The organism is Bradyrhizobium sp. MV1.5, assembly GCF_055807615.1.
Genome location: NZ_JBVVPL010000026.1, coordinates 38,812 through 57,093, shown reverse-complemented (window position 1 = coordinate 57,093; position 18,282 = coordinate 38,812). Strand labels below are relative to the sequence as shown.

Below are 18,282 nucleotides of genomic sequence, written 5' to 3'. Positions count from 1 at the left end.
CATGAACCCGATTTATTCACGCCGCCGCCGCAAGGACATCGTCGTCCGCGGACTCTGCATCGCCGCAACCGCCTTCGGCGTCACCTGGCTCGCGCTGATCCTGATCACGCTGCTCTACAACGGATTGGCGGGACTCAATGTCCAGCTGTTCACCGAGAACACGCCGCCACCGGGATCGAACGAGGGCGGCCTGCTCAACGCCATCGTCGGCTCGCTGATCATGACCGTGATCGGCGTCGGCATCGGCGCGCCGCTCGGAATGTTCGCCGGCACCTACCTCGCCGAATACGGCCGCAACGACAAGCTGACCTCGGTGATCCGCTTCATCAACGACATCCTGCTCTCGGCGCCCTCGATCATCATCGGCCTGTTCATCTACGGCGCGGTGGTGGTGCCGATGCGCGGCTTCTCCGCGATCGCGGGCTCGCTCGCGCTCGCGGTCATCGTGATCCCGGTGGTGCTGCGCACGACCGAGGACATGCTGCTGCTGGTGCCGAACGCGTTGCGCGAGGCGGCCTCGGCGCTCGGCCTGCCGCGTTCGCTGGTGATCAAGCGGATCGCCTATCGTGCTGCCCGATCGGGTCTCATCACCGGCGTGCTGCTCGCGACCGCTCGCGTCGCCGGTGAAACCGCGCCGTTGCTGTTCACCGCGCTGTCGAACCAGTTCTTCAGCCTCGGCCTGAACAAGACGATGGCGAACCTGCCTGTCACCATCAACAACTTCGTGCAGAGCCCCTATGCCTACTGGAAGCAGTTGGCGTGGAGCGGGGCGCTGCTCATCACCCTGACCGTTCTTGCCCTGAATATTGGCGCGCGCATCCTTGGCGCCGAGAGGACCGCAAAATGAGTGATCTTTCATTATCGTCGATGAGCGCGGCCGGGGGTCTGCCGCAGACGGCGGCGCTGCCGGAGGCGCCTCCGAAGGTGACGGTGCGCAACCTGAACTTCTATTACGGCGAGCACCATGCGCTGAAGAACATCAACCTGACGCTCGGCGCCAATCGCGTCACGGCGTTCATCGGTCCGTCGGGCTGCGGCAAGTCGACCCTGCTGCGCATCTTCAACCGGATGTACGACCTCTATCCCGGCCAGCGCGCCACCGGTCAGCTCATGCTCGACCAGACCAATATCCTCGACGGCAAGCTGGACCTCAATCTGCTGCGCGCCCGCGTCGGCATGGTGTTCCAGAAGCCGACGCCGTTCCCGATGACGATCTACGAGAACATCGCGTTCGGCATCCGTCTCTATGAGAAGATCTCGAAGTCCGAGATGGACGGCCGCGTCGAGAAGGCGCTGCGCGGCGGCGCACTGTGGAACGAGGTCAAGGACAAGCTCAACGCCTCCGGCCTGTCGCTCTCCGGCGGCCAGCAGCAGCGCCTCTGCATCGCCCGCACCGTCGCGGTGCGGCCCGAGGTGATCCTGTTCGACGAACCCTGTTCGGCGCTCGACCCGATCTCGACCGCCAAGGTCGAGGAGCTGATCCAGGAGCTGTCCGAGGATTACACGATCGCGATCGTCACCCATAACATGCAGCAGGCGGCGCGCGTCTCCGACAAGACCGCCTTCATGTATCTCGGCGAGCTGATCGAGTTCGACGATACCAGCAAGATCTTCACGTCGCCGACCGACCGGCGCACGCAGGATTACATCACCGGCCGGTTCGGCTAGGAGACGCGACATGGCTTCCGAACATACCGCAAAGGCTTTCGACACCGACCTCCAGGAACTCACCCGCCTGGTTGCGGAGATGGGCGGGATCGCCGAACGCATGATCGTCGAGTCCGTCGACGCACTGATCCGCCGCGACGTCCCGCTCGGGCAGCGCGTCGTCGCAACCGACACCGAGCTCGACGCGCTGCAGAAGCGCATCGAGGAGCGCGCGGTGCTCACCATCGCCCGCCGCCAGCCGATGGCGGTCGATCTGCGCGAGATCGTTGGTGCCATGCGCGTCGCGACCGATCTCGAGCGCATCGGCGACCTCGCCAAGAACATGGGTAAGCGCGTCGCGGCGCTGGAGACGGACTTCCATCCGCTCAAGCTGTTCCGCGGCCTCGAGCACATGACCGACCTCGTGCAGCAGCAGGTCAAGTCGGTGCTGGACGCCTATGCCGCGCATGATCTGCCAGCGGCGATGGCGGTGTGGAAGGGCGACGAGGAAGTCGACGCCATTTGCACCTCGCTGTTCCGCGAGCTCCTCACCTACATGATGGAGGATCCGCGCAACATCTCGTTCTGTATCCATTTGATGTTCTGCGCCAAGAACATCGAGCGGATCGGCGACCACGCCACCAACATCGCCGAGACCGTGTTCTACATGATCGAGGGCCAGGCGATCACCGACAAGCGGCCGAAGGGCGACATGACGACCTTCGCCAACACGGTACCGAACACTTAAGGAGCGACGACCCGATGGGCGCACGCATTATGGTGGTTGAGGACGAGGAAGCCCTGACCGAGCTTCTCCGCTACAACCTCGAAGGCGACGGCTATGACGTCGAGACGGTGATGCGCGGCGACGACGCCGACACCCGTCTCAAGGAGCACATTCCTGATCTGATCGTGCTCGACTGGATGCTGCCGGGCCTGTCAGGCATCGAATTGTGCCGGCGGCTTCGCACCCGTCCCGAGACCAAGCAGCTCCCGATCATCATGCTCACCGCGCGCGGCGAGGAGAGCGAGCGGGTGCGGGGTCTTGCGACCGGCGCCGACGATTACATCGTCAAGCCGTTCTCGGTGCCGGAGCTGCTGGCGCGCGTGAAGGGCCTGCTGCGGCGCGCAAGCCCGGAGCGGCTCGCCACCGTCCTTGCTTTTGGCGACATCGAGCTCGACCGCGACAAGCGCCGCGTGGCGCGCTCGGGCCGGCCGATCGATCTCGGTCCGACCGAATATCGCCTGCTGGAGTTCTTCCTGGAGCACCCGGGGCGGGTGTTCTCGCGCGAGCAACTGCTCGACAGCGTCTGGGGCCGCGACATCTATATCGACGAGCGCACCGTCGACGTGCATATCGGCCGCCTGCGCAAGCTGCTCAATCTCGGCCGCGAGCAGGACCCGATCCGCACCGTCCGCGGCGCCGGCTACGCGCTGGATGATCGCTTCGCGAAGGCGGAGCAGGTGTAGGGTTGCAGGCTTGTTTGCTGGCGAGCTGTCCCCGAATTCTCCGACGTCGTCCCGGACAAGCGAGCGAAGCGAGCGCCGATCCGGGACCCATAACCACCGAACGTGGTTTGGCGAAGACTCGGAGTGACCCCTTCCGCGCAACAACTGCGTGCTCGGAGTATGGGTCCTGGCTTTCGCCAGGACGACACTCCAATTGAACTGTCTTCGCGCGACGACTTGCCGTGATTAGCGCGGACCCGGCTTCACCGGTGCGCGGCGCCGATCCGACGCCGGCTGGTACGCGACGCGCGAGTGCTGGGCGCAATAGGGCAGGCCGGACAGCGCCCTTCCACCGCAGAAGAAGAAGTCCGGGCTGGAGGGATCGCCGACCGGCCAGTGGCAGGTCGCCTCGTTCAATTCCAGCAGCGACAGCCGCTGGCTCATTGGCACCACGTTGTCGTAGGTGACCGGATCCGGCTCCGCCTCGACCTCAAACGCCTGCGCCAGCGCGGTGTTGCCGCGCGAGATCGGGCGGCTCACCCGCATCATGTGCTGCGCGGGGCGCGCCTTGCGCGGCCGGGGCGCTGCCGATGATGGGCTCTTGGCGCGGCCCGAAAGGCCGAGCCTGTGCACTTTGCCGATCACGGCATTGCGGGTCACATTGCCGAGCTCCGCCGCGATCTGGCTGGCCGAAAGTCCGGCCTCCCAGAGCTTTTTCAGCTGCTCGACGCGATCATCGGACCAGGTCAAAACCGTCATTGCACCCTTTCCCTCGCTGCGCGCCAGCCATCCTGGGGCCTCGCAGCGAATGCCTAAGCCTTCAAAAACCCGTGCCGCCAGAATCCCTTAAGGCTCGCCGGGCGCGTCTTGAACGCCCGAACGTTTACGCCGGTACATAAGGACTTAAAGATCAGAACCACTGCACGAGATGTCGTATCTGACAATCCAAACGCTACAATATGGCGTGACTCCCGCGCAAGAGTCCGCCGACTCGCTTCCACATGTTCCGTGGCTAAATCCCGCAAAATCGGCACCGCAAGACTACGGATTCAGCGTTTCGCGAGGCTTTCCGGGCGGCATTGACACCCGTTTCACCAGGCCTAAGATAGTCGTGCGTGCCGCCCTCAAGAGGCGGCACGTTTCGTTTTCCGGGCCGGTCGATGGTGCGTTGCGCAATGCACGCTCACGCCGTCCGCAACATTCAAGTGACCGTCATGACTAACAGCGCAGCGCCGCATTTGCTCCCCGTTTTCGCCAGGTCCGACCTCGGTTTCGAGCGTGGCGAAGGCTGCTGGCTGATCGCGACCAATGGCGAGCGCTATCTGGATTTCACCTCAGGGGTGGCGGTGAATGCACTCGGCCATGCCCATCCGGCGCTGGTCGCGGCGTTGCAGGAGCAGGCCACGAAGCTCTGGCACATGTCGAACCTGTTCCAGAGCCCGGACGGCGAAAAGCTCGCCGCGCGCCTGTGCAATGAAAGTTTCGCGGACTTCGTGTTCTTCTGCAATTCCGGCGCCGAAGCGCTGGAATGCGTGATCAAGGTCGTGCGCCGCTATCACGCGGCAAAGGGCCATCCAGACCGCTATCGCATGATCACCTTCGAAGGCGCCTTCCACGGCCGCACGCTGGCGACGCTGGCCGCGACGGGTTCGGCAAAATATCTCGAAGGTTTCGGCCCTCCGATGGAGGGCTTCGACCAGGTTGCGCATGGCGATCTCGACGCGGTGAAAAAGGCGATCGGTCCGCAGACCGCCGGCATCCTGATCGAGCCGATCCAGGGCGAAGGCGGTGTGCGTTCGGCAACGCCCGCCTTCTTGAGGGCGTTGCGCCAGCTCTGCGACGAGAAGGGTTTGTTGCTCGCCTTCGACGAGGTGCAGACCGGCATGGGCCGCACCGGCGATCTGTTCGCGTACCGCCGCCTTGGCGTCGAACCCGACGTGATGTCGCTGGCCAAGGCGCTCGGTGGCGGCTTTCCGATCGGCGCCTGCCTTGCGACCGCGGAAGCGGCGTCCGGCATGACGCCGGGCTCGCACGGCTCGACCTTCGGCGGCAATCCGCTCGCGATCGCCGCTGCGAACGCCGTGCTCGACGTCATGCTCAAGCCCGGATTCTTCGACCACGTGCAGAGGATGTCGCTGCTGCTGAAGCAGAAGCTCGCCTCCGTGATCGACCGTCATAGCGATGTCGTCAGCGAAGTGCGCGGCGAGGGCCTCCTGATCGGCATCAAGGCCGTGGTGCCTTCCGGCGATCTCGTTGCCGCCTTGCGCGACCAAAAGCTGCTCACCGTCGGTGCCGGCGACAATGTCGTGCGTTTCCTGCCGCCTTTGATCGTCACCGAAGCCGAGATCGAGGACAGCGTCGGGCGGCTCGAGCGCGCCTGCACCGCGTTGTCCGGCAACAAGCGGGCGGCAAGCTGATGAGCAAGTCGCCCGATAAAGCACCCAAGAAAACACCGAAGCACTTTCTCGATATCAACGAGCTGCCGCTGTCGGAGCTCAAGCGCATGCTGGCCGCGTCCTCCGCGATGAAGGCGAAGCAGAAGGCGCATCAGCCGGTCAGGCCGCTCGAAGGCAAGACCCTGGCGATGATCTTCGAGCGCCCCTCGACGCGGACGCGGGTGTCTTTCGATGTCGCCATGCGCCAGCTCGGCGGCGAGCCCATCATGCTCACCGGCGCCGAGATGCAGCTCGGTCGCGGCGAGACCATCGCCGACACCGCGCGCGTGCTGTCGCGCTACGTCGATGCCATCATGATCCGCATCCTCAATCACGATGCGCTGCTGGAGCTCGCTGCGAACGCTACCGTCCCCGTCATCAACGGCCTGACGCGGCGCTCGCATCCCTGCCAGGTGATGGCGGACCTCATGACCTACGAGGAACATCGCGGCCCGATCGAGGGCAAGACCGTGGCCTGGACCGGCGACGACAATAACGTGCTCGCCTCCTGGGCGCACGCCGCCGAGCGCTTCAAGTTCCAGCTCAATGTCGCGACGCCTCCGGAGCTCGCGCCGAAAAAAGCGATGCGCGACTTCATCAAGGCGACCGGCGCGCCGATCATGCTCGGCACGGATGCCGAAGCCGCCGTGCGCGGCGCCGATTGTGTCGTGACCGACACCTGGGTGTCGATGGGCGACAAGGAAGGCGAGCACCGCCATAACGTGCTCAAGCCCTATCAGGTCAATGCCCAGCTGATGTCGCTGGCCAAGCCCGATGCGCTGTTCATGCACTGCCTGCCCGCCCATCGCGGCGAGGAGGTCACCGACGAGGTGATCGACGGTCCGCAATCCGTCGTGTTCGACGAGGCCGAAAACCGCCTGCACGCGCAGAAGGGCATTCTGGCCTGGTGCTTCGACGAGGTGAAGTGATCTCGCTGGAATCCCGGCGGCCACCTCACATATGATCGTCGTCCCGGACAAGCGCAGCTTCTGGCAACGCGTAGCGTTGTCCAGAACGGAGCGCCGATCCGGGACCCATAACCACAGGAAGTCGTTTGGCGAGGATTCGGAGTTGTCATCTCGCGCAGTAGCGTAATCCTGTGGTTATGGGTCCCGGATCTGCGGCTAGCGCTTGTCCGGGACGACACCGAGGTTGAGGTTGCTTCGTACAGTTCCCCAACCCCCCTTCCAATTCCGCCTTCCGACCCCAGATAAGCGCCATGGTTTCCCAATCCCCTGACATGAAAACCGGGCCCGAAGGCCCGGTTCGCGCGCCATCCGCGGTTCCGATCGATGACGCCGTGCTGCCCTACGAGGTCGACGCGCTCGACGTGCGCGGTCGGCTGGTGCGGCTTGGTTCGGCGCTCGACGAGATCCTGACCAAGCACGATTATCCCGCGCCGGTCGGCAAGCTGCTCGGCGAGGCCATCGTGCTGACTACGCTGCTCGGCTCCTCGCTGAAATTCGAGGGCCGCTTCATCCTCCAGGCGCAGACCGACGGTCCGGTGTCGTTCCTGGTCGTGGACTACCAGGCGCCGGATCGCCTGCGCGCCTATGCGCGCTACGACGCCGCGCGCCTCGGCGAAGTCCAGGATTCCGGCAAGACTTCCGGCGCGCTGCTGGGCCACGGTCATCTCGCCATGACCATCGACCAGGGCCCCGACATGAGCCGCTACCAGGGCCTGGTCGCGCTCGACGGCGGCAGCCTCGAAGACGCCGCTCACGAATATTTCCTGCGCTCCGAGCAGATCCCGACCCGCGTGCGCCTCGCCGTCGGCGAGGAATGGCGTTCGAATGACGGCGGCAAGCATCGCTGGCGTGCCGGCGGCATGCTGATGCAGTTCCTGCCGAAGGCGCCCGAGCGCGCGCGGCAGGCCGATCTGCATCCCGGCGATGCGCCCGAGGGCGTCGAAGTGCATGCCGTCGCTGAAGACGATGCCTGGGTCGAGGCGCGCTCGCTGATCGAGACCGTCGAAGACGTCGAGCTGATCGATCCGGAGCTGTCCGGCGAGCGGCTGCTCTACCGCCTGTTCCACGAGCGCGGCGTGCGCGTGTTCAATCCGCTGCCCTTGAAGGCGCAATGCTCCTGCTCGCGCGACGCGGTGGCATCGATGCTGAAGAGCTTTTCGTCCGACGACCGGGCCGCCATGGTCAAGGACGACAAGGTCGTCGTGACCTGCGAGTTCTGCAGCTCGGTGTACGAGTTCACACCGGATGAGGCGGGCGTCGAGGACGCGTGAGACGTTAGCCCGTAGCCCGGATGGAGCGCAGCGCAATCCGGGGCCGCTCGCCCGGCATTCGGCACCTTCCCGGACTACGCTTGCGCTCCATCCGGGCTACGGGACCTCCTCTGTGTCGCCCCTCTGTCAATCCATACGCACAAAAATATTCCACTTTACCGAAATTCGGAAATCGCGTATATGTCGCTCATCCCGGCTCATCCTTGAGGGGCGATCTTGTGGTCGTCATGTTCGCGAGCCGGGCTTGCGGTGGACGCGGCAGCGTTCGGGTGCGAAAGGCGTGGGCAGGGCGGATTGCTCTCCGTGAGCCCAAGGCTTCGTTCCGACGAGCGGCGCTGTCAGGCTTCGTCTCGTCTGTAAGTTTCCGGCTCCGTCGACAGGGCTGGGAAAACTGCGGCGAAATGGCGGGCCGTGCGTACGGCAAAACCGTGTGGTCCTGGCCGTCGTTGCTACGGTCAAGCCCCGGCGAATGCGGCACTTGCGCCAACCGGCGCGATGCCGGTGAATTTCGCGAGGGCGAGGGAGGCCAAAAGGAACTCGGCTCCCGGGAGAGCACGGCATAAGCCGTCCAACCACTGCGCAGGGAAGGCCGAGTGATTGGCTACACCTGTATGCTGCTGTGCGGTCTTCTTGCGCTACACCTTTCGCGCAGCAGACCGTGGGTGCCAGCCGGCACCCGGCCTTCCCTGCGCCCTCTTGGATTTGAGGGTGGTGCGACGAAGCAAGGCTCGGGCGAAATCGGCCGCGAGAACGAAAAGGCGTGTCTGCAAGTCGAAGATGAACGCGAAGACGATCCGCTCTCGTGCCCCGGACGCGGCGCAGCGTCCCTTCGACGGTGCGCTGCAGAGCCGGGGCCCATCTATCCGCATTGGGCCGTGTCGCCCCTGGGTCCCGGCTCCGCGCAGCAACGCTTGCGCGTTGCAGCTTGTCCGGGACACGAGAGTCGGGACGCTATCGGGGAAGCCCTGCCCCAAAAGGTCGCGTCGCCGCCACCCTCAATTCAACACCCGCTTGTTGTCCGGGCTGTCCAGCGAGAACGTCGGCACGTCGATCTCGAAGCGTTCGCCGGTTGCGCTGACCATCTGGTAGCGGCCGGTCATGAAGCCCGAGGCGGTCGTGAGCGGCACGCCGGAGGTGTATTCGAAGCGTTCGCCGGGGGCGAGCGTCGGCTGCTCGCCGACGACGCCCTCGCCCTTCACCTCCTGCTGCCGGCCGGTGGCATCGGTGATGATCCAGTGCCGCGTCTTGAGCTGCACGGTCTCGTCGCCGGAATTGGTGATGACGACGGTGTAGGCCCAGAAATAACGGGAGCGGTCGGCCGACGACTGCTCCGGAACAAAGTTCGGCTCGACGGTCACTTCGATCTGGCGGGTCACGGCGCGGTACATGATTGCCATCATACCGAAAACCGCTCTGGAACCAAACGCTGGAGGCGGTCCTGGCGACATCGTCCCGCCCGAATTCGCAGGGAAGTACACGTCCAAGGGTACGTCAAAGTGTACTTGCATGTGATCCGGTCGCTTTGCGAGATGACGGCCGGACCGGTACACTCCTTGCCACGTCGCGATTTGCGGAAGGGTTTTTAGGCCCCCGATGACCATTGCCGACCAAGTGACGGGATCGACGATCGCCGGAACCGCTAAACCTGTGGAGGTCAAGTCCGCGGGGGCGAAGCGGCGCGCGGCCGCGCCGGCGATTTCGCTGCCCGCCATCGGCGAGCGCGAGCTCCGGCTGGACCTGTTCCGCGGCCTGGCGCTGTGGCTGATCTTCATCGACCATTTGCCGCCGAGCCTTCTGACCTGGTTCACGATCCGCAATTACGGCTTCAGCGACGCCACCGAGATCTTCATCTTCATCTCCGGCTATACCGCCGCCTTCGTCTACGGTCGGGCGATGCTGGAGTCCGGCATCGTCGTCGCCACCGCGCGCATCCTGCGGCGCGTCTGGCAGATCTACGTCGCCCACGTCTTCCTGTTCACGATCTTCCTTGCCGAAATCTCCTACGTCGCGACCAGGTTCGAGAACCCGCTCTACACCGAAGAGATGGGCATCATGGATTTCCTCAAGCAGCCCGACGTCACGATCGTGCAGGCGCTGCTGCTGCGCTTCCGTCCCGTCAACATGGACGTGCTGCCGCTCTACATCGTGCTGATGCTGGCGCTGCCCTTGATCCTGTGGCTGATGAAATGGCGCCCCGACGTGACGCTCGGCCTCTCGGTCGCGCTCTACGCGGTGACCTGGGAATACGATCTCTACCTGTCGGCCTATCCGAACGGCTTCTGGGCCTTCAATCCCTTCGCCTGGCAATTGCTGTTCGTGTTCGGGGCATGGTGCGCGCTCGGAGGTGCGCGACGGATGTCGCGCATCCTGGCTTCGCGGGTGACGATGTGGATCGCGATCGCCTATCTGGTCGCGGCATTCTACGTGACGCTGACCTGGTATGTGCCGCAGCTCTCCCACTTCATGCCGAAGCGGCTCGAGCAGTGGATGTATCCGATCGACAAGGCCGACCTGGACGTGCTGCGCTTCACGCATTTCCTGGCGCTGGCCGCGCTCACCGTGCGCGTCCTGCCGCGGGACTGGCCCGGCCTGAAATCGCCCTGGCTGCGGCCGCTGATCCTGTGCGGATCGCATTCCCTGGAGATATTCTGTCTCGGCGTCTTCCTCGCCTTTGCCGGACATTTCATCCTGGCCGAAGTCTCGGGCGGCCCGGTCATGCATGCGCTAATTAGCCTCTCCGGAATCCTGATCATGTGGGCCATGGCCTGGCTGATTTCGTGGTACAAGCGGGTGGCTGACAAGAGCGGTTCGAAAACCAAAAGCGCCGTCGGCAGCGCCGATATGGCGGGAGGGGGCTGATGAAGGCGAAGGTTTTCCTGAGCCTGATCCTGCTGTGCGGTGGTCTCGCCGCGCCTCCGGCGCGCGCGGATGATGCTGCGCCGGCTGCTTCAGCCGTGCCCGCAGCCTGTGAAGTGCCCTCCTATCTGCTCACCAGCGAAAGCCAGCTTCCCAAGGTCGCCGATGCCATCAAGGCCGGCAAGCCGCTCGAAATCCTGGTCATCGGCAGTCGCTCGACCACGATCCCGGCTTCCGAGGACGCCTCTTATCCGGCGCGGATGCAGACCATCCTGAAGGACAAGCTGCCGCCGTCCGAGACGGTGCACGTCTCCGTAGAAATACAGAGCAAGAAGACGGCCGAGGAGGCGGCCGCCAGCTTCGTTAAGCTGATGGAAGCAAAAACGCCTACTTTGGTCATCTGGCAGACCGGGACCGTCGATGCTATCCGAGCCATCGATCCCGATGATTTTCGTGGCGCGGTGACCGAAGGGGTTGTTGCGTTGCAAAAGGCAGGGGCTGACGTCGTCTTGATGAACTTGCAGTACAGTCCGCGTACCGAAACCATGATCTCGGTGCCGCCATACCTCGACAATATGCGGGTGGTGGCGCAGGAGCACGATATTCCGCTGTTCGATCGGTTCGCGATCATGCGGCAGTGGAATGATCAGGGGCAGTTCGACCTGTTCAGCCCGTCGCGCGGGCCTGAGCTGGCGAAACAGGTCCATGATTGCCTCGGCCGGGCGTTGGCACAGTTCGTGATCGACGCTGCGCATCTGGAGCCGGCCCAGCAGCAAAATTGAGGTCTAGCGTTAATGAGTTCTCTCCGCCCTTTTTGCCTGACGGCATGGCTGGCTGTGCCCGCAGCAGCGCTGCTGCTGGTGCTGAGTCCGGCCTCGCAGTCGCACGCGCAGACGCAGGCCGCACAGGCAACGCCGGCCCCGGAGCAGTCGGCTGATCCGGCTCCCGCTTCACCGTCCCAGACCACAGTCGCAGCGACGTCCCCCGACCAGCGCGGCATCACGGCGCGCGCCATCGACAAGGTGAAGCAGGTCGCGAAATCCGCCGGCGACGTCTTCAGCCGCGTGCCCTGCCTGTCGCCGAAGGGCGGCGCGAAGGCGATGGGCTCGCTGCCGCACGTCGCGGGCAAGCTCGTCGCCGGCCAGCCCGTCGTCATCGTCGCGTTCGGCTCGTCCTCGACCGCGGGATTCGGCGCGAGCTCGCCGGAGTTCAACTATCCCAATCGCCTTGCCGCGCAGCTGCGCCGGCACTATCCGACCGCCGACATCACCGTCGTCAATGCCGGCGTCGGCGGCGAGGACGCGCCCGAGATGATGAAGCGTCTCCAGAAAGAGGTGATCGACGTGCATCCGGATCTGGTGATCTGGCAGGTCGGCACCAATGCGGTGCTGCGCAATCTCGATCCCGGCGATACCGCCAAACTGGTCGAGGACGGCATCAGCCGCATCCAGGCCGCCGGCGATGCCGACGTCGTGCTGGTCGATCCGCAATATTCGCCCGCCGTCAACCAGCGCGCGGACAGCGCCGGCAAGATGGTGAAGCTGCTCGGCAAGGTCGCCGAGCTCCGTCACGTCGGCATCTTTCCGCGCTTCGAGGTGATGCGCGACTGGCACGAAAAGCAATCGCTTCCGGTCGAGAGTTTCGTGATCGCCGACGGCCTGCACATGAACGATTGGGGCTACGCCTGCTTCGCCCAGCTCCTCGGCGACGACATCATCCGCTCCGTCGGCCAGATCAAGCTCGGCGTCAACGTGCCCGCGGACGTGCGGACCTACCGGCCGATGTGACTTGTCGTCCCGGCGAAGGCCGGGACCCATACCGCGTGATCCATCAATGGTGCGCGGTGTTCGTACCGCTCCCCCCCCTTAACTCTGGGTCTTCGCCAAACTGCTTCCTGTGGTTATGGGTCCCGGCCTTCGCCGGGACGACAATAATTCACGCCTTCTCCAGCGCCGCGGTCAGATCCTCGATCAGATCGTCCGCGTGCTCGAGCCCCGCCGAGAAGCGGATAAAGCCTTCGCTGATGCCGAGCGCGGCGCGGTCTTCCGGCTTGAGGCGCTGATGCGTCGTCGTTGCCGGATGCGTGACGAGGCTCTTGGCGTCGCCGAGATTGTTCGAGATCTTGGCAAGCTTGAGCTCGTTGAGCACGCGGAACGCCGCCTGCTTGCCGCCCTTGACCTCGAGGCCGACCAGCGTCGAGCCACCGCGCATCTGTTTCTTCACCAATGCAGCTTGCGGATGATCGGCGCGGCCGGGAAACACCAGCCGTGAGATCTTCGGATGGCTCGCCAGCACGTCCGCGATGCGCGCCGCCGTCTCGGTCTGCGCGCGCACGCGCACGGCGAGCGTCTCCAGGCCCTTGAGCAGGACCCAGGCGTTGAACGGCGAGATCGACGGGCCGGTCTGGCGCATGAAATTGTGGATGTGCTCGGCGATGAACGCTTCCGAGGACAGGATGATGCCGCCGAGACAGCGGCCCTGGCCGTCGATGTGCTTGGTCGCGGAATAGACCACGACGTCGGCGCCGAGCGCGAGCGGGCTCTGCCAGATCGGAGTGGCGAACACGTTGTCGACGACGAGCCGCGCGCCGCCGCTGTGCGCGATCTCGGCAATGCCGGGAATGTCGAGCACGTCGAGCGTCGGATTGGTCGGGCTCTCCAGGAAAAACGTCTTGGTGTTCGGCTTCATGGCGCGCTGCCATTGGTCGAGATCGAGGCCGTCGACCAGCGTGGTCTCGATGCCGTAGCGCGGCAGCAAATCCTGCACGACGTAGAGACACGAGCCGAACAGCGCGCGCGAAGCCACGACGTGATCGCCGGCCTTGAGCGGCGCCAGGATCGCGGTCGTCACCGCGGCCATGCCGGTCGCCGCCGAACGGGCCGCTTCGGCGCCTTCGAGCTCGATCATGCGCCGCTCGAACATCGAGATGGTCGGATTGGAGTAGCGTGAATAGATGAAGCCGGGGTCCTCGCCCTTGAACCGCGCCTCGCACTCCTCGGCGCTGTTGTAGACGTAGCCCTGGGTCAGGAACAGCGACTCCGAGGTCTCGCCATATTGCGAGCGCAAAGTGCCGGAATGGACCAGGCGGGTTTCGGGACGGTAGTGGGCGGTTGGCGCCGGGGACTTCGACATAGGACCTCCTGAAGTGACCACCGAAAATGGTCACAAAAAAACCGGCCTGGAACATCTCCACGGGCCGGGATCACAGAGGTCCCCGGCCTGTTTAGCGACTTATTTAACGTGGCTGCAAGCCGGCCGGCTCAAATCACCACGGGATAAGTCATGCTCATATTCCGCAATGCCCTTTCCGTCAAGACGTCCATCGGATAGCCGTAAAACGCTCATATTTCCCGCATGTCGGGATGTGTTTGATCCCTGCTGAGGACCCCCGGTTGACGTTCACGGTTGCCGCCGACGCCAATGGTATCCTGCCCGACCGCATGATCGCGGCGATGGCGGAGGGCGGTCTCATCCTGCCCGCTTACGACTTCGTCGAAAGCCAGATCCAGCCGGCGAGCCTCGATTTGCGTCTCGGCGACATCGCCTATCGCGTGCGCGCCAGCTTCCTGCCCGGTCCCGGCGCCACCGTGGCCGAGCGCATCGACGAGTTGAAGCTGCACGAGTTCAGCCTCGCCGACGGCGCGGTGCTGGAGACCAACTGCGTCTACATCGTGCCGTTGCTCGAAAGCCTCGCGCTGCCGCCGGAGATCGTCGCGGCCGCCAACCCGAAGAGCTCGACCGGCCGGCTTGACGTCTTCACCCGCGTGATCGCCGACGGCACCCGCCGCTTCGACATGATCGGTGCCGGCTATCACGGCCCGCTCTATGCCGAGATCAGCCCGAAGACGTTCCCGGTGCTGGTCAGCGAGGGCTCGCGCTTGAGCCAGGTGCGCTTCCGCACCGGCGATGCCATCCTCAACATCGACGACCTCGAGGCGCTGCATGCGACCGAGCGTCTCGTCGATATCGACGATGCCGATCTCACCGGCGGCGTCGCCGTCTCTGTTGATCTTTCCGGCGAGAAGAGCGGGGGCTTCGTCGGCTACCGCGCCAAGCGCCACACCGGCGTCATCGACGTCGATCGCCGCGCAGGCTATTCCGTCGAGGAGTTCTGGGAGCCGATCTCGGCCCGCCCCGACGGCAGCCTGATCCTCGATCCAGGCGAGTTCTATATCCTCGCGTCGAAAGAGGCGGTGCAGGTGCCGCCCGATTACGCCGCGGAGATGGTGCCGTTCGATCCGCTGGTCGGCGAGTTCCGCGTGCATTATGCCGGATTCTTCGATCCCGGCTTCGGCTATGCCGGCGCCGGCGGGCTGGGCTCGCGCGCCGTGCTCGAAGTGCGCTCGCGCGAGGTGCCGTTCATCCTCGAGCACGGCCAGATCGTCGGCCGCCTCGTCTATGAAAAGATGCTGGCGCGCCCCGACGCCATGTACGGTCAGCGCATCGGCTCGAACTATCAGGCGCAGGGGCTGAAGCTGAGCAAGCATTTCCGGGTGTAGCGATCACCCCTCGCCCGGATGGAGCGCAAGCGTCATCCGGGAAAGTCTCACTTGTGGCACGATCCCGGATTACGCTGCGCTCCATCCGGGCTACAAGGTGCTGACATGACCAATTCATCCGAACTCGACGCAAAAATCCTCGACGACGTCGCGGATGCGCTGATCTATTCGGATCGCTCCGGCACCATCATGCGCTGGAATCGCGCATCGTCCGCGCTGTTCGGCTTCTCCGCGGACGAAGCGCTGGGCCAGAATCTCGACCTGATCATTCCCGAACATCTGCGCGCCGCGCACTGGAAGGGCTTTGAGGCCGCGCTTGCCAGCGGCGCGATGAAGCTTGCCGGCAAACCGACACTGACCCGCGCGCTGCACAAGGGCGGACGCAAGCTCTACATCGAGATGACCTTTGCGCTGGTGCGGGACGCCGCTGGCGTGGTGCAGGGATCGGTGGCGATGGCACGCGACGTCACCGAGCGCATCGAGCGCGAGCGTGCCGCCAAAGCTGCGCAAAACTAAGCCTGCGCAAACTTCGTGATGCGGAATTGGCGCGCCGGCGTGCAGGGCGCCCCGCGTGCGGCTCGGCTTGTCCGTCGCCGGATGCAGTGACACACTCCATCAAAACAACGATCGGGAGCGAACATGACCGCCGCATCAGACGTCGCGCAGGAAGCTCAATGGAAACGCTGGCGCGCCGTTGCCGATCTCTATCACGCCTATTTCACCGGCCTGATCCTCACCGTGGTCACGCGTCGTGGCACGGCGGATGCTGCGGAGTTCGTCTTTCGCGTGTTCCGCCGCCAGCAGCAGGAGCGCTTTCTGCCGGGGCTGGAGAAGCTCGGGCTGAGCCATCTGCCGCCGGCAGTCGCCGCCGCGCAATATCACTACCTCTCGAACTGGATCGGCGGCGTGCACGTCGAATACATGTATGAGAGCGACCGCAAAGCCTGGATCCGCTATCCGCCGCCGCGCTGGATCTGGAAAGGCACTGCCATCTGCGGCGTGCCGGGCGAAGTCTCGCGCGCGATGCTGCGCGGCTGGCACGCCAACAATGGTGTGGCGCTCGGCGATACCAGATTGGGGTTCGTCTGCACCAAGCAGAGCGTCGACGGCCAGGACGGGCTCGAAGGCTACTATCACCAATATGACCAACCGCTCGAGCTCGACCAGCGCCTCGTGTTCGCGAGGCATCTCGAAGCGCCGCTGTTCGATGCCGCCGCGGCTCCGGCCTTGCCGGTCGCAAGCTGGCCAAGACCGCGACTGGAAAAAGCCTATCGCAATTATGCGATGGAATATGTGCGCACCGCCGCGCCCGTGATGGTGCAGCTGTTCGGTCCGGAGGATGCGGGCTATCTCCTGCACCTCACCGGCAAGCTGATCGGGATGCAATATTTCGATGAGGTCGCTGCGGCGCTGTCGATGGGCCGCGGCGGTGCGGGCGAGTTCGCGACGTTCCTCGACGCGCTGTTTGTCGCGCAGGACGATGTGGCTGAGACGACGCAATCCGAAGGCACGTTCGAAATCCGTCAGCAGAGCTGGAAGTTGATGGACGGCGTCGCCGATAACCACCCTGCTTGCGCCAAAGTACTGGCGGGGTTGTTCGAAGGGCTTGCGGCCGGATGCGGGCGGCACATCGGCGTGCACCTGTCCCCGACACCGCCCGGCCGTCCGCCATTGGTCTGGACGATTGGGTAATGCCGTGCGGGCGTTGGCCTCGTGGTTCGAGACGGCCGCTTCGCGGGCTCCTCACCATGAGGGTCCGACATGTCACCGCGAAACAAGACCTCATCCTGAGGGGCCCGCGAAGCGGGCGTCTCGAAGGATGGCCCCACGGAGACTGAGAGTCGCAATTCCACGGGCTGAAATGCGCTGCCGCAGGGCACGCCTGCACCTGGCGCAGGAGGAATCGCTGCGTGTCGTGCTAACAAGCCTCTCGTTGCGCCCTGCGCGCGAACCAATTCATTGGCACACCTACGCATTGCCGCGCCGCAAATGGCGCTTTCTCCCGGAGAGGACATGTCAGACATCGCCGAGATTCCGGTCGATGAACAGGAGCGTCCGCTGCCGCCGCCTCCGCGCCCCGTGAGGAGCGCGCTGATGGACGGGCCGATCCTGCGCACGCTGCTCGGACTTGCCTGGCCCAACGTGGTCGCGCTCTCCGCCGGCACTTGCACGGTGATTGCGGAGACCTCCTATATCGGGCGGCTCGGCGTGGAAGCGCTGGCCGCGATGGCGCTGGTGTTTCCGACAGTGATCCTGACCATGACCATGTCTGGCGGTGCGATGGGCGGCGCGGTGGCCTCCGCCATCGCGCGCGCGCTCGGGGCCGGCGATCGCGAGCGTGCCGGGACGCTTGCCGCGCACGCGCTGCTGATCGGCATCAGCTTCGGCCTCGTCTTCATGCTGGGCATGCTGATCTTCGGGCCGCGCGTTCTGGAAATGCTCGGCGGCCGCGGCGATGTGCTGACGCATGCTATCGCCTACACCCAGGTGTTTTTCGGCGGCGCGGTGCTGCCCTGGCTGCTCAACACGATGGCGGGCGTCCTGCGCGGCACCGGCAACATGAAGCTGCCGTCGCTGTTGATCCTCAATTCTGCGGCCTGGCAGATCGTGCTCGGCGGCACGCTCGGCCTCGGGCTCGGTCCGGTGCCGCAATTCGGCATGCGCGGCGTCGCCGCCGGCGCGCTGATTGCCTATTGCATGAATATCGGCGTGATGGGCTGGTACCTGTTCTCCGGCCGCGCCCGCGTGACGCCGAAGCTGCGCGGACTTCGCATCCAATGGGCGATGTTTTTCGACATCCTCAAAGTGGGCGCCATCGCCTGCTTCTCGCCGCTGCAATCGGTGCTGACGATCTCGATCTTCACCCACATGCTTGCGAAATTCGGTACGGCGATCCTGGCCGGCTACGGCATCGGTGCGCGGCTGGAATTCCTGCTGACCTCGATCGCGTTCTCGTTCGGCATCGCCTCGGTGCCGATGATCGGCATGGCGGTCGGGGGGGGGGCGGGCGCCCCCCCCCCCCCCCCGCCCCGGAGGAGGGGGGGGGGGGGGGGGGGGGCCGCCCCCCGCCCCCCGCGCCCCGCCGCGGGGGGGGGGGGGGGGGGGGGGGGGGGGGGGGGGGGGGGGGGGGGGGGGGGGGGGGGGGGGGGTGGGGGGG

Annotated in this window: 17 protein-coding genes and 1 riboswitch; of the genes, 14 read left to right on the top strand and 3 right to left on the bottom strand. The window is 65.1% G+C overall.

The features are described from left to right. The first annotated feature begins 1 nt into the window (after window position 1). The 4 genes from pstA to phoB are packed head-to-tail and all read left to right on the top strand — an operon-like array spanning window position 2 to window position 3,117. Window positions 2-847, top strand: coding sequence for a phosphate ABC transporter permease PstA (gene pstA / locus AC0L2J_RS23035; RefSeq protein ID WP_007615690.1), 846 nt, complete (start codon window positions 2-4; stop codon window positions 845-847). Then, window positions 844-1,668: a phosphate ABC transporter ATP-binding protein PstB gene (pstB, locus tag AC0L2J_RS23030; protein ID WP_007615689.1), complete on the top strand. Its 825-nt coding sequence runs from the start codon at window positions 844-846 to the stop codon at window positions 1,666-1,668. Before pstA ends, pstB begins: the two co-directional genes overlap by 4 nt. 10 nt (window positions 1,669-1,678) lie before the next feature. Beyond that, entirely contained in the window at window positions 1,679-2,395 is a 717-nt protein-coding gene (gene phoU, locus AC0L2J_RS23025; RefSeq protein WP_007615688.1) for a phosphate signaling complex protein PhoU, read from the top strand. A gap of 14 nt (window positions 2,396-2,409) precedes the next feature. Continuing rightward, on the top strand, window positions 2,410-3,117 hold the full coding sequence (gene phoB, locus AC0L2J_RS23020; RefSeq protein ID WP_007597871.1) for a phosphate regulon transcriptional regulator PhoB: 708 nt from the start codon (window positions 2,410-2,412) through the stop codon (window positions 3,115-3,117). A gap of 225 nt (window positions 3,118-3,342) precedes the next feature. Here the strand turns inward: phoB and AC0L2J_RS23015 are convergent, their stop codons facing one another. Beyond that, complete coding sequence (locus AC0L2J_RS23015; protein WP_007597869.1) at window positions 3,343-3,855, bottom strand: GcrA family cell cycle regulator; 513 nt, start codon at window positions 3,853-3,855, stop codon at window positions 3,343-3,345. A gap of 455 nt (window positions 3,856-4,310) precedes the next feature. Here AC0L2J_RS23015 and AC0L2J_RS23010 point away from each other — a divergent pair, with 455 nt between their 5' ends. The 3 genes from AC0L2J_RS23010 (at window position 4,311) to AC0L2J_RS23000 (ending at window position 7,770) form a co-directional block, all read left to right on the top strand. Further along, window positions 4,311-5,513, top strand: coding sequence for an aspartate aminotransferase family protein (locus AC0L2J_RS23010; protein WP_007615687.1), 1,203 nt, complete (start codon window positions 4,311-4,313; stop codon window positions 5,511-5,513). Then, window positions 5,513-6,460 carry an ornithine carbamoyltransferase gene (argF, locus tag AC0L2J_RS23005; protein WP_007615686.1) on the top strand — a complete coding sequence of 316 codons (948 nt, stop codon included), beginning with the start codon at window positions 5,513-5,515 and terminating at the stop codon, window positions 6,458-6,460. The genes AC0L2J_RS23010 and argF overlap by 1 nt, the downstream gene beginning before the upstream one ends. Before the next feature lie 290 nt (window positions 6,461-6,750). Then, window positions 6,751-7,770: an Hsp33 family molecular chaperone gene (locus AC0L2J_RS23000; protein WP_035974513.1), complete on the top strand. Its 1,020-nt coding sequence runs from the start codon at window positions 6,751-6,753 to the stop codon at window positions 7,768-7,770. Between the two features lie 995 nt (window positions 7,771-8,765). Here AC0L2J_RS23000 and apaG read toward each other — a convergent pair. Then, complete coding sequence (apaG, locus tag AC0L2J_RS22995; protein WP_026233080.1) at window positions 8,766-9,158, bottom strand: Co2+/Mg2+ efflux protein ApaG; 393 nt, start codon at window positions 9,156-9,158, stop codon at window positions 8,766-8,768. A 205-nt stretch (window positions 9,159-9,363) separates the two neighbouring features. Between apaG and AC0L2J_RS22990 the strand changes: the two genes are divergently transcribed. The 3 genes from AC0L2J_RS22990 to AC0L2J_RS22980 are packed head-to-tail and all read left to right on the top strand — an operon-like array spanning window position 9,364 to window position 12,413. After that, complete coding sequence (locus AC0L2J_RS22990) at window positions 9,364-10,629, top strand: OpgC domain-containing protein (RefSeq protein WP_007597863.1); 1,266 nt, start codon at window positions 9,364-9,366, stop codon at window positions 10,627-10,629. Then, a complete protein-coding gene (locus tag AC0L2J_RS22985) occupies window positions 10,629-11,408 on the top strand; it encodes an SGNH/GDSL hydrolase family protein (RefSeq protein ID WP_007615682.1) in 780 nt (259 codons plus the stop codon). Before AC0L2J_RS22990 ends, AC0L2J_RS22985 begins: the two co-directional genes overlap by 1 nt. Window positions 11,409-11,420: 12 nt before the next feature. Beyond that, complete coding sequence (locus tag AC0L2J_RS22980; RefSeq protein ID WP_007615680.1) at window positions 11,421-12,413, top strand: SGNH/GDSL hydrolase family protein; 993 nt, start codon at window positions 11,421-11,423, stop codon at window positions 12,411-12,413. A gap of 148 nt (window positions 12,414-12,561) precedes the next feature. Here the strand turns inward: AC0L2J_RS22980 and AC0L2J_RS22975 are convergent, their stop codons facing one another. After that, entirely contained in the window at window positions 12,562-13,758 is a 1,197-nt protein-coding gene (locus AC0L2J_RS22975) for an O-succinylhomoserine sulfhydrylase (protein ID WP_007615678.1), read from the bottom strand. A gap of 70 nt (window positions 13,759-13,828) precedes the next feature. Then, window positions 13,829-13,908: riboswitch (SAM riboswitch) on the bottom strand. 80 nt (window positions 13,909-13,988) lie between these two features. Here AC0L2J_RS22975 and AC0L2J_RS22970 point away from each other — a divergent pair. The 4 genes from AC0L2J_RS22970 to AC0L2J_RS22955 form a co-directional block, all read left to right on the top strand. Continuing rightward, window positions 13,989-15,125 (top strand): 2'-deoxycytidine 5'-triphosphate deaminase, encoded by a 1,137-nt coding sequence (locus AC0L2J_RS22970; protein ID WP_007615675.1) that lies wholly within the window; start codon window positions 13,989-13,991, stop codon window positions 15,123-15,125. 105 nt (window positions 15,126-15,230) lie between these two features. Continuing rightward, the gene (locus tag AC0L2J_RS22965; RefSeq protein ID WP_473394637.1) at window positions 15,231-15,641 is read left to right on the top strand and encodes a PAS domain-containing protein; all 411 of its coding nucleotides are present in this window, start codon (window positions 15,231-15,233) and stop codon (window positions 15,639-15,641) included. Window positions 15,642-15,764: 123 nt separating this feature from the next. Further along, on the top strand, window positions 15,765-16,817 hold the full coding sequence (locus tag AC0L2J_RS22960; RefSeq protein WP_473394636.1) for a hypothetical protein: 1,053 nt from the start codon (window positions 15,765-15,767) through the stop codon (window positions 16,815-16,817). 321 nt (window positions 16,818-17,138) lie between these two features. Beyond that, a partial coding sequence (locus AC0L2J_RS22955; protein ID WP_473394634.1) for an MATE family efflux transporter occupies window positions 17,139-18,282 on the top strand: 1,144 nt, incomplete at its 3' end.